The sequence below is a fragment of the Neobacillus drentensis genome (genome assembly GCF_036965645.1).
In the GTDB taxonomy this organism is placed as follows: domain Bacteria; phylum Bacillota; class Bacilli; order Bacillales; family Cytobacillaceae; genus Neobacillus; species Neobacillus drentensis_D.
The window spans coordinates 40,991-53,039 of sequence record NZ_JBALPZ010000042.1; the positions used below are offsets into that span (position 1 = coordinate 40,991).

At 39.1% G+C, this 12,049-nt stretch carries 12 protein-coding genes and 1 other annotated feature; of the genes, 3 read left to right on the forward strand and 9 right to left on the reverse strand.

Annotated elements, in window-relative coordinates; genetic code table 11:
- Window positions 1-226: 226 nt before the first annotated feature.
- Entirely contained in the window at window positions 227-1,075 is an 849-nt protein-coding gene (locus V7266_RS08320; RefSeq protein ID WP_335467425.1) for a DegV family protein, read from the forward strand.
- A 32-nt stretch (window positions 1,076-1,107) separates the two neighbouring features.
- Here the strand turns inward: V7266_RS08320 and V7266_RS08325 are convergent, their stop codons facing one another.
- On the reverse strand, window positions 1,108-1,773 hold the full coding sequence (locus tag V7266_RS08325) for a vWA domain-containing protein (protein ID WP_335467426.1): 666 nt from the start codon (window positions 1,771-1,773) through the stop codon (window positions 1,108-1,110).
- A 132-nt stretch (window positions 1,774-1,905) separates the two neighbouring features.
- On the opposite strand from V7266_RS08325, the gene V7266_RS08330 reads away from it, so the two are divergent.
- Window positions 1,906-2,493, forward strand: a complete 588-nt coding sequence (locus V7266_RS08330) for a YdcF family protein (protein WP_335467510.1) — start codon at window positions 1,906-1,908, stop codon at window positions 2,491-2,493.
- 33 nt (window positions 2,494-2,526) lie between these two features.
- On the opposite strand, the gene V7266_RS08335 is transcribed toward V7266_RS08330, so the two are convergent.
- Window positions 2,527-3,087 carry a GNAT family N-acetyltransferase gene (locus V7266_RS08335; protein WP_335467511.1) on the reverse strand — a complete coding sequence of 187 codons (561 nt, stop codon included), beginning with the start codon at window positions 3,085-3,087 and terminating at the stop codon, window positions 2,527-2,529.
- A gap of 142 nt (window positions 3,088-3,229) precedes the next feature.
- Window positions 3,230-4,660: a proline--tRNA ligase gene (gene proS, locus V7266_RS08340; protein WP_335467427.1), complete on the reverse strand. Its 1,431-nt coding sequence runs from the start codon at window positions 4,658-4,660 to the stop codon at window positions 3,230-3,232.
- A 101-nt stretch (window positions 4,661-4,761) separates the two neighbouring features.
- Window positions 4,762-4,981: a binding site (T-box leader), on the reverse strand.
- Between the two features lie 362 nt (window positions 4,982-5,343).
- Here proS and V7266_RS08345 point away from each other — a divergent pair.
- Window positions 5,344-6,237 carry a cupredoxin domain-containing protein gene (locus tag V7266_RS08345; protein ID WP_335467428.1) on the forward strand — a complete coding sequence of 298 codons (894 nt, stop codon included), beginning with the start codon at window positions 5,344-5,346 and terminating at the stop codon, window positions 6,235-6,237.
- A gap of 41 nt (window positions 6,238-6,278) precedes the next feature.
- On the opposite strand, the gene V7266_RS08350 is transcribed toward V7266_RS08345, so the two are convergent.
- From V7266_RS08350 to V7266_RS08375, 6 genes are all read right to left on the reverse strand, one after another.
- Entirely contained in the window at window positions 6,279-6,881 is a 603-nt protein-coding gene (locus V7266_RS08350; RefSeq protein WP_335467429.1) for a PepSY-associated TM helix domain-containing protein, read from the reverse strand.
- A 253-nt stretch (window positions 6,882-7,134) separates the two neighbouring features.
- Window positions 7,135-8,400: a sensor histidine kinase gene (locus tag V7266_RS08355; protein ID WP_335467430.1), complete on the reverse strand. Its 1,266-nt coding sequence runs from the start codon at window positions 8,398-8,400 to the stop codon at window positions 7,135-7,137.
- 9 nt (window positions 8,401-8,409) lie between these two features.
- Window positions 8,410-9,081: a response regulator transcription factor gene (locus V7266_RS08360; protein ID WP_335467431.1), complete on the reverse strand. Its 672-nt coding sequence runs from the start codon at window positions 9,079-9,081 to the stop codon at window positions 8,410-8,412.
- Window positions 9,082-9,170: 89 nt separating this feature from the next.
- Entirely contained in the window at window positions 9,171-10,337 is a 1,167-nt protein-coding gene (locus V7266_RS08365) for an ABC transporter permease (protein WP_335467432.1), read from the reverse strand.
- On the reverse strand, window positions 10,315-11,025 hold the full coding sequence (locus V7266_RS08370) for an ABC transporter ATP-binding protein (RefSeq protein WP_335467433.1): 711 nt from the start codon (window positions 11,023-11,025) through the stop codon (window positions 10,315-10,317). The genes V7266_RS08365 and V7266_RS08370 overlap by 23 nt, the downstream gene beginning before the upstream one ends.
- The gene (locus tag V7266_RS08375) at window positions 11,025-11,975 is read right to left on the reverse strand and encodes an efflux RND transporter periplasmic adaptor subunit (RefSeq protein ID WP_335467434.1); all 951 of its coding nucleotides are present in this window, start codon (window positions 11,973-11,975) and stop codon (window positions 11,025-11,027) included. Before V7266_RS08375 ends, V7266_RS08370 begins: the two co-directional genes overlap by 1 nt.
- Window positions 11,976-12,049 lie beyond the last annotated feature (74 nt).

Consider the following 12,049-nt stretch of genomic DNA (forward strand, 5'->3'; position numbering starts at 1 on the left):
CACTCCTTATTTAGTTATCACTATATCCATAGTGATTATATGATATAAATCAATGTGATTAAGTGATTCAAATCACACATTTTTATTTTTAAATATCAATTTCCGGGAAAATTTAACCTTTTCACAAAATGTTCAAAGGTTTATATGACAAATATAACTAGTGTAACTGTTTTCAATATAGTAATGTGAAATATATTGAAAGTATCTACCGGAGGAAAAGAGTACAATGGGCAAAGCAAAAATTGCATGGATTACAGACACAACTGCATCTCTTAGCAAAGAATTTATTGAGAAACATCATATATATGTCATTCCCTTACACGTAGTCATTAACGATGAATTTTATAAAGAAACGATTGATATAACAGAACAAGAATTTTATGAACGGATGAAAAACGAGGAAGGGAAATTCCAGTCTTCCCAGCCCTCCATTAACGACTTTGTTGAATTATATAGGAAATTAAAGAAGGAATATGACTTTGGAATTGCCATTCATGCCTCCAGTACTTTAACAGGGACCTATCAGTCCTCTATTATGGCCGCTAATATGGAAGATTTTAAGTTATTCGCGATTGATTCTAAAATTGGTTCCTATCCTCTTTCGTTTTTAATAAAAAAAGGGATTGACCTTATCGAGCAGGGTTTGGACGCTGAGGAAGTAGTAGAACGGCTAAATGCTTTACGCAGCAATACTCGATTATATTTGGTCCCATCGAATTTGGATCAGCTTCATAAAAGCGGCCGGGTATCTGGCGGCCAAAAAATCTTGGCCTCTCTTTTTAATATAAAACCTATTTTGGCCATAGAAGACGGTTCTGCACAGATTAAAGACAAAGTTCGTACCGATAAAAAGGCGGTACTCTGGCTGGCTTCTCAATTAAGAGAAGATCTTGAAACGAAAACAGTAAAAAAGGTGGCGGTTGTTCATGCGAACGATCCGAAAAAAGCTGCTGACATTGAAAATTATATTAACGATAACTTCCATGGTATTGAAACTGAGGTTTTGATGCTTATTACCGTTGCGGGTGTCCATACTGGTGTTGGAACAATGGGGCTTTCGTGGGTGTGTGAATAAAGGACTGATTCTTATCAGTCCTTTTGTTCGTTCTATAAAATTCCATTTGTTTTGGCTTCCGTTATCCATCCCGGAAACTCGTTTAATAACTGATTGTACAAGTCTTCATCTGTAGTTTTTTCAATATCTTTTATATGAAAAAAATTTGCATTATCGACAAAACGCCCTTCCATTGTATCTAATCTCTCTAGTACCTCAAAGTTAGAATCTCCTATTCCAACAAATTGCCAGAAGATTGGCTTTGTTGATGATTCAACTACTGGTTTCTTAATGGTTCTTTTACATCCTCCATCGTTAATAAAAACGATAAAAGCTGGCTCAGATGAAGGTGATTCAATGGTGTATCTTTTTATTACATCTTCCATGACTGGTGGTTCATCATTTCTGCCAAATTTATGTATAAGTTCATTGTTTAAAATATACTCTTCAACATAATTGACGAAATCCTGCTCGGTAACTGATTTTAAACGGGAAAATTCATTATCATACACCCACACATCCAAAGTACCATCATCATCAAATTGACTGGCAACAGCAAGGATTCTCTCCACCACTTTCTGCACAGTTCCATTTTTATATAGTCCTCGCATCGACCCCGAAATATCCAGCACTAATCCAACTCTAGCAACAACATTCGTAAGCTTCTTTTTTTCTAGTACAATTCCTGCTTTTTGTTTCAATAAACTGATGGATGACATTTTATATTCCTCCCATTTAAAGATGGTGCCATTTCTAAAGTATCAACATCTTCTATTATTATACTTCATTTCAAAAATATGTTAGATTATTTTATATAATAATGATAAATAATATTAAGAGGATTTGACTTGATGAGGAACAAAAGAAGGTTTTGGCTAATCTATTTCTTTATGATAATAGGTCTACTTTATATTGGCGTTTTACAAGTTAAGATTAGTCAATATAGTGATCTAAAAGCGCCTAGGAAGGCAGATTATCTAATTGTCCTTGGGGCGAGGGTAAAAGGTGAGATTCCTTCTTCTGTGTTAGCAAGCAGAATTAAAACTGCCGCTAGGTATCTAACAGAAAACAAGGATACCATTGTGATTGCTTCCGGCGGTCAAGGGCCTGGCGAGGCAATTTCTGAAGCGGAAGCAATAAGAAGAGAACTCATTAAGCAAGGGATTAATGAGTCTCGGATTCTATTGGAAAATCGCTCCACAAATACATATGAAAATATTAAGTTCTCTAATAGACTTATTCCACCCAAGGCGAAACTTGGCATTGTAGTTACGAATACTTTCCATCTGTATCGTGCCCTTTCGATTGCCGATTACCAGGGGTTATCTGTAAAAGGTCTGCCTGCGGTTACACCTTGGTCGGCCGTTCTAAAGTCATACTCTCGTGAATATTTGGCGATTACAAAATTCTATTTAGAAAGATATATGTTCGGTTTCTAGTAAAAAACTCGACGACGTCGAGTTTTTTGTTCATTATTTGATTTTTGCATAGATACAAGTATCGCGGAGTTCTTGTCGATCTGTAGAGATTCCGTCATTTTTTAATATACCCTCTAATGTAAATCCTAATTTCTCAGGGATTCGACGGCTTTTTATATTTTTACTATCACAACGGATTTCTACTCGCTTTGCCTTTAGTTCTTGAAATGCATATTCCGTAATAGCCTGAGTTGCTTCAAGGATATAACCATTCCCACTATGTTTAGTATCTATCCAGTACCCGATTTCAAATTTTGGAACCTCCCAATTCATCCGATGCAAACCTGAGGCACCAATAAACTCACCTGTTTTCCGGTCGAAAATATGTAATCTTAGGTCTTCTCTGATTAAAAACTTCGCATGTGCCTCACGTATGTTTGCCTCTACCTCTTGCTCGGTTTGCTCCCTATTGGCCCAAGGCATCCACAGCTTTAGCTCATTTAGGGAGCCCTGAATGGCTTCATATACCATCTTCCCCTCCCCTGGCATCGGCTTACGAATCAATAGTCTTTTAGAATAAATTTCTTCTGGAAATTCTATTAAAATTGGTTTCATCATGATTCTTCCCCCTTCTGACTGTCTATAATTCGCTTTCGTCTTTTAATTTTCCTTTATGTATTACTTTTTTCACATATTTTCTTGGTTGCTGCACAAAACAAAAAAAGGCCCTCCCACACTGGAAGAGCCTTCACTGGTCTTAATAAGCCTTTGCCCAATAAACCATCTTATCTGTTTCTTTTCCGCAGCACACACATTTATCCGCCACTTTTTCTTGCTCAAATGGAATACAACGAGAAGTCGCGCCTGTTTCCTCTTTAATTTTTTCTTCACAAGCTAAATCACCGCACCACATAGCTTTAATGAACCCTGGTTTAGCTTCAAGGGTTTCTTTTAACTCCCCTAAAGTAGTCGCAACCGAAGTTCTCTCTTCACGATGATTTAACGCCTTATTATAAAGGTTTGATTGAATATCTTCTAGTAATTCAACAAGCTTTGTTTCTAACTCGTCTAAAGGAACAACAACTTTTTCTAATGTATCCCTGCGAACTAACACAACCTGCTTGTTTTCGATATCCTTAGGTCCTACTTCAAGACGAACAGGAATACCCTTCATTTCATACTCATTGAACTTCCAGCCTGGTTTCTTATCGCTGGCATCAATATCCACACGAGCAACAGCACCTAATGACTTCTTCAAGTCATAAGCAAAATCAAGCACGCCTTCCTTATGCTGTGCAATAGGAACAATCATGACCTGTGTTGGAGCTGCTTTTGGCGGAATGACTAAACCACGGTCGTCGCCGTGAACCATGATTAATGCACCAATGATTCGAGTTGTAAAGCCCCATGAAGTTTGATGAACGTATTGCAGCTTACCTTCTTTATCTGTGTACTGAATGTTAAACGCCTCAGCAAACCCAGTTCCAAAGTGATGAGAAGTTCCAGATTGTAGTGCTTTACCATCGTGCATTAAGCTTTCAATGGTAAACGTGGCTTTTGCTCCAGCGAACTTTTCCTTCTCTGTTTTCTGGCCCTTTACAACAGGAATCGCAAGTATTTCTTCACATATTGCCGCATAGACATTCAGCATCTTAATGGTTTCTTCCATAGCGTCTTCGTCTGTAGCATGGGCAGTATGACCTTCTTGCCATAAGAATTCTAATGTACGTAAGAATGGACGGGTTGTTTTTTCCCATCGGACTACGTTAGCCCATTGGTTATACAGTTTTGGAAGGTCCCGGTAAGAGTGAATGATATTGCTGTAGTGCTCACAGAATAATACTTCTGATGTTGGGCGGACCACTAAACGTTCTGTTAATGGCTCAGAACCACCGTGCGTTACCCATGCCACTTCAGGAGCAAATCCCTCAACATGGTCTTTTTCCTTTTGAAGCAGGCTCTCTGGGATGAATAGTGGCATATATACATTTTCATGCCCAGTTTCTTTAATACGGCGGTCCAGCTCGTTTTTAATATTATCCCATAATGCATAACCATATGGGCGAATAATCATCGAACCGCGGACGCTTGAGTAATCAATTAAATCTGCTTTTGTCACAACATCTGTATACCACTGGGCGAAATCCTCGTCCATGCTGGTTACATCTTTTACGAATTCCTTTGCCATTTTGACACCTCATTATTTTATTAAATACTAAAAGAGCTGGTTAGCTTAAACCGCTTTAAGGCAATGATACTTTTATGAATGCAAAAAGACCCTGATCCTAAAAAAGGGACCAAGGCCTGGCGGTACCACCCTAAATTCATAAAGCAATTGCTTTAAACTCTCTTATATGATAACGGATTTTATCCGCATGTATCTTCAATAAAAATCCGATACAGAACTCGGGAGGCAGGTTCAATTGATTGTCTTAAGAAACCTCACACCACTGGTTTCCTCTCTTGGTAAGACCCGAATCAATTTACTAATCCCCGTCATCGTTTCAATTAGTATTTTTGAAAAAATTATATATTTCTCTATAATAAAAGTCAAATCATTTATGGAATATCTAAACTTTATGAACTAAAATCAAGAAAAAAAGAGGTGCCCAAATGATCAAGGAAGAGGATGAGTTTGAAATAGAAGAAGCAGAAAAAGAAATATTACTGGAATACATGAAACTCCAAAATGAAACCCTAAAAAGAATTATAAGAACACGATAGATAAAAACAAAGACAAAGACAAAGACAAGCAACAAGAGTCATAAAACGTTCATAGATATCACGGAATCTACAAATTTCAAGCTATTATTTATATTTATAATACTCTTATGTTGTTTAATTATTAAGGCACATAAGAGGAGACGAAACATGAGTATATTTTCGATTATATCAGCAGTATTTGTGGCTATCGGTACGGGCTATTCTATTTTTCTTGTATACCGGAATAAAAACAAATTTAACAATACACCGGGAATCCTGATTAGTATGGTAATCGCTGTGATCACGGGTTTACTTGCCGGAAGTATCATGGGGATTCTATCAGGTGAGACCTTCCTGACTGTAGGGATCAGCATGATTATTGGTTTTGTGGTTGGTTTCTTGGCGGGGCATCCGGCCGGCATTTTAGCTATCTTATTGGGAGCCATATTTGGGTTAATAGGCGGGATAAATGGGGCCATTCTTGGCCTATTCCTCCAATATATCAACCCCACGATTTTACTAGGGATATTATTAGGCTTTTACGTTGTCATCATCGGCTTTGTCATTATTTATATCCATGTGGCAACGAACACGAAATTTTCATTAAACACGGAAGAACTTTCACCTTTTGCAATTATCGCAGGTGGCATTGTCCTTGTTTCATTATTCTTATTTATGTACAGCAGTGATTTGATAAAAATTCCAGGTAAAAACGAAACAGCTCAAACACAAAGTGTACAAGAGACCAGTAGTCAATCGGCAGACACAACCGAAGTAGATGTATCCGGAGAAAGTGCACCAAAAGTCAAAATGCTTGTCACCACTCAAGGATATTCACCGAACGTCATCCGGGTCAAAAAAGGGGTTCCAGTAGTGCTTGAAATTACTAACCCTTTAGATAGCAGCAACTGCTTATCGAGCTTCATGATTCCAGATTTCAATATTAATAATGTAACCCTAAAAACTGGCACCACCAAATTATCTTTTACCCCAGATCACACGGGAGAATATACATTTAGTTGTGGAATGCAAATGTTTACTGGAAAAATCATTGTGGAGTAAGACAAAAAGCACACGAGCCGTGACTCGTGTGCTTTTGTTTATTAGATATCGCTAAACATATCTGTTTCTCGTTTTTTCCGTTTCGCTTCTGCACCTAGTACCTTAATGGATAAATAGATTCCCGTACCTGTTAAAGCCATCATGGCAAGCGCAATTAAATCAATTAGCCATTTAATATTGGTATTGCCAATTCTGCCTTCGTGCAGCCCACGAATGATCCCCATAGCTGAGGTTTGTCCCATACCTTGTCTGTTCATCATCATTCCAGCTGGAAAATTTCCATTCCCGCCGAAATTACCACGTCTTTGAAATTGGCCATTTCCATTAAATCTTTGGGTTTGATTGCCATTTTGCCCTTGTGTTTGACCGGCCGTTTGTCCAGAGTTCTGGGTCATCTCTTGCCCTGCTTGTCCCTGATTGGTTTGACCGTTGTTCATTTGGCCTTGATTCATTTGACCTTGATTCATTTGACCTGCTGGAAAATTGCCTCTTCCACCTTCCATCGATGTTTGTCCAATTAACCATGGTTCATTCATCAATAGACCTGTAAGCGACTCCATAAAGATAAAAATTGACGCAATTAATCCAATCCAAAGGTGAGCTTTTCTGGTGTTCTTCATCTGTTTTTCTCCCTTCAAAATCATGAAGCTTATTTAATTAGATAAGGACATTATGAAGAGGTTTCCTTAAGATTTTCTTAAGATTTTAGGTATCTAAAAAATGATGGTTGATTTCCGCTACAGGCGCTTCGCTTTCCGCGGGCGGTCCGTGGAGCCTCCTCGGCGCTAAAGCGCCTGNNGCCCCTTACTCCCGCAGGAGTCTTCGCGCCTTCCGCTCCAATCAACCTGCATAAAATCATAAATTACCTTTAACACAGCGTTAAAGAAGCCCCAAAAATTATTTTTGGGACTTTGGAAAGGTGATTTCAATTTTTGTTCCTTGACCAAGAGCACTTTGAACCTTTGTCTTACCATGATGTTTTTCAATAATCCATTTGGCAATCGATAACCCCAGCCCGGTACCTTCTGCTTCAGTCCGTGCTTTATCACTTTGGTAAAAACGGTCAAAAATCTTGGGAATGTCCTCTTCAGGAATCCCAATCCCCGTATCATTTACTTTGAGGAAGATCGAGGAATGGCTTTGGGTACATGACAGTAAGATTTCTCCGCCCTCTTTGGTATACTTTATGGCGTTGTCTAGTAATATGACAATCAATTGATGGATTCTTTCTTTATCTGCAAAGAATGTCACGGGCTCAACGGCCTCTATTTTCAGGGTTTTATCTTGATACATGGCAATATCTTCAAACTGCTGAATAATTTCTTTAAACAGCTCATCTAATTGGAAATTGGACTTCTTCATTTCAATTTGATCGGAATCAGATCTAGCCAATGTGAGTAAATTCGTTACCAGTTTTGATAACCGCCTTGATTCCTTTGAAATGGTTGAAATATCCAATATTTTTTCCTGGATGGTCGCCGACGGTGAACGGAACAGGATATCCGTTTTAGCCTGAATAACTGCTAATGGCGTTCTTAATTCATGTGATGCATCGGAAACAAACTCTTGCTGCTTTTTCCAAGATTTTTTAATGGGAACCAAAGCTCTTCCTGCTAAGAAATAGCCAGAAACAACAGCACAAATGATTCCCACCCCACAGCCAATTAACATGATTAATAGTAGTCTACTTAATAGATTTTTTTCAGAATCCACATTCCGAATTACTTGGACTGTAATTTTTCCTATTTGAGGCAGTTCCGTCTTGAAAGCCATATATCGAAACGTAAAGTTTTCAACTTCAACATCCTCTAGGGTGCCGTATTTTTTCGGGCGGATCAGCTTTTCATTATCCTGAAATAACGCTGATCCACGATCTTGTCCTGCCAATAGCTGGCCCTTTTCATCCCAAACCAGCGTGATAATCCTTGGATCTCGGCGCATAAATTTAGGTTCTGCGTCATTACCGTCCATATTATCATCTTGCTTATTCTCCGTCCCAATCGGCTGCTGAAAATGGTCGACAGATTCCATTAATGATTGGTTAACATCCTGATATAGTTTATTTTCTGTATAAAAATAGATAATGCTCCCTAGTATGCTAATTAAAACGATAAAAACGATCGAATTAATCAAAGTAAGTCGAATATGTGTTTGACGAAACATTTGCCTCCCCTATTCTTCATTCAGCATGTAGCCGACACCGCGGATCGTTTTGATATCTGAATGATAGCCGAACGGCTCTAATTTTTTGCGGAGATGGTGCATAAATACCTCAACAATTGCTACCGTTGTATCGGAGTCAAACCCCCATACACGATCATAAATTTGTTCTTTTGTTAAGATAGCACCCTTATTTTGGATTAAATATTCTAAAAGCTCATATTGCTTAGCTGTAAGTTTGATGGATTCTCCATTCACAAGGATGTCGCGTTCCTTGCCTAATAATTCTATACCACGATATTTAATCGTTTGATCTGTCGTTAAGCTGCCGCTTCTTCTTAGTAACGCCCTAATTCTCGCCTTTAATTCGGCAGCTTGAAACGGTTTGACTAAATAATCATCACCGCCAAAATCAAGTCCTTTGACGCGATCTTCTAAAGAGTCTCTTGCTGTCAAAAATAAGACCGGAATTTTTAATCCTTCCTTGCGGATGGTCTGAAGCACTTCAAAGCCATCGATTTCAGGTATCATGACATCCAAAACAATGACATCATGGATGTTTTGCATGGCTAAAAATAAAGCATCTTCCCCGTTTGAGGCTTGATCAACCTCAAATTCATCGGATAATAGTTGAACGATGGATTCTAATAAAGAAAGGTTATCCTCTACCACCAATAATCGCATTTCTATCTCTCCTTAAAATAAATAACATTCATTTCATTATATAGGAAACGAAGCGGACGCAACAGTAGCGTACCGCTTCATTTTCCCAATTATTCATACCTTAATGCTTGAATTGGATTTAACTTGGAAGCTTTATTTGCTGGGAATACCCCAAATACTACGCCAACTACTAACGAGAACAAGAATGAGAACAAGATCACGTTTGAAGAGAAGGAGACGCTTAAGCTGAATAGGGATGATACTAATTTTCCGATACCTAACCCTGAAATAATCCCTATTAGGCCGCCGACACCGCTCAATACAACCGCTTCAATTAAAAATTGAACGAGGACATCCCGCCTTTTGGCTCCGATCGCTTTACGTATACCGATTTCCTTTGTTCGTTCGGAAACAGATACAAGCATAATATTCATAATACCTATTCCGCCAACAAGTAAGGAAATACTTGCAATACCGCCCAGCATCAACGTCATGGTGTCCGTTACAGAGCTCATGGTATCCATGACATCCTGTTGATTTGTAACACTATAAGAATCCGTTTGACCAGGGAAAAGGGAAGCCATTTTCGTTTCAACCAAACTCATGACGGCATCCATTTGGTCTTCGCTTTCTCCTTTTAGGTACACTGTGCTAATCGTGGTACTTCCAACTAAACGTTGGCCCGTGCTAAGCGGAACAATTATGGTATTGTCTCCGCCTTGTCCCATTGAGCTTCCTTTTGAAACAAGTACTCCGACAACTTTATAAGAAGTTCCTTCAATTTGCAGATATTGACCAACAGGGTCTTCGGTCCCAAAGAAGGTTGTAGCCGTAGTCGTACCGATGACCGCCACTTTTTGCCTATATTCAATATCCAGATCCGTGATAAATCGACCTGCACTTACTTTTGTATCACGCACATCCGAATAGGCGGCATTCGTTCCTGTCAGGGTCACTTGAGAAGTTGTCCGGTCCTTTTTAACGTTTACTCGTCCCGTTACAACCGGTGATACTTCTTTTACACCATCTACTTTACTAAGTTCATTAATTTTGTCATCTGTTAATGTCACATTTGTGTCAAAAGTACTTACAGTTAATAGGTTAGTCCCTAATTGGTTGATTTGACTCGTCACATTTTTAGAAGAACCTTGAGCAATGGAAACCAAAACAATTACGGATGATACCCCGATAATCATGCCCAGCATGGTAAGAACCGATCTTAGTTTATTTCCCTTTATACTTTTGAGAGCCATTTTAATGGATTGCAAGATGCCCAATGAGTTCACCTCCATTTTCCTGTAATTGTCCATCCTGGATGCTGACCATTCGTTTTGCTTGTTTCGCAATGTCTAGGTCATGGGTAATAAGGATAATGGTATGGCCCAATTCATTTAATTGTTTCATAATCTGCATGATTTCCTTACTTGTTTTACTATCAAGTGCTCCGGTTGGTTCATCGGCAAGAAGGATGGCAGGATTACCTGCAAGTGCTCTGGCAATCGCAACCCTTTGCTGCTGTCCGCCAGACAGCTGTGTTGGCAAATGGCCTGCCCGATCCCTTAATCCGACTTTCTCTAAGGCCTCGATGGCTCTCTCCCTTCGTTCCTTCGTGTTTACCCCTGCATATAATAACGGGAGCTCCACATTTTCAATTGCAGTTAATTTGGTTAACAGGTTGAAGTTTTGGAAAATAAAGCCGATTTTTTGATTCCTGATCGTCGCTAACTCATTGTCATCCATTTTAAAAATATCCTTACCATCAAGGAGATATTTTCCAGACTGTGGTTTGTCAAGACATCCTATCATATTCATTAACGTTGATTTACCTGAACCAGATGGGCCAATAATCGCGAGAAATTCCCCTTTCTGAATTTCAATGGACACATCATTTAATGCATGGACGATTTCGCCACCCAGCCTATAGGCTTTCTTTAGATTACTAATTTGCATAATCAGTTTCGCCATTATTGTCCACTCCTTCCGGTACCAGTGCCACGATACATTGATCTCATAGCGCCCGTTCCCCCCATGCCGCTTAAGCTGCTTTGTAATGTATTTGTTTGTGTTGTAGAGGTCGTTGTGCTTGCTTTAGCCAATTTTGGCAATTGAACGGTTTCTCCCTCTGAAAGTCCTTTAGTGATTTCTACATAATCTTCATTTGCTATGCCAGTTGTTACAGTTTTCTTTGTAATGATTGAAGAGTCATCTGATGAAACGACATAGACATATTTTTTTCCATTGGATATATGGACGGCATCTAGTGGAACATATACGGCATTTTGTTTACTTTCCGTTAAAATACTTGCCTCCACACTCATCCCCACTTTAAGGTTCGCAATTTTATCAATTGTAATGGTTACGGTAAAAGTAGAAATACCATTAGAAGAAGTACCTTCTTTGGATATATCCGTTACTTTTCCTGTATACTTCTCATCCGGGAATGCACTTACCTTCAAGTTGACCGATTGCCCTTTTTGGATTTTAGATATATCTAGTTCATCAATTTGTACAGCTGTTTGTAACCCACTATAGTCCGTTACATGGGCGACGACTTGTCCGGAAGTAACGCTATCCCCTGCAGCTACAGATACCGTTGTTATCTTTCCTGCGGCTGCTGTTGTAATCGGATCACTGCCATCTGTAAAGGTAATCAGTTCGTCCCCTGCATTTACCTTCTCACCGCTAGCAACCAATACTTCATCAATTTCATCATTATTAAATGTGGCCATGATATCTTGACTGGTCACAGCCTGAACAGCTCCGGATCCGCTGATGTTAACATCTAATGTGCCTTTTTTAGCAACTGCAGTCCGCACCTCTGATGTTGTCTCGGCACTTGTTTTCGATGCGTACCACTGATAACCGGCAATACAAATTACTACTGCAGCCACCGCTATTATCATCCATTTTTTCATTTGTGCTGGCTCCTTTTCTCATACGTTTCATTTGAATAAGCCTATTATTATCTTTGTTTCTTAACTTTTCCTTA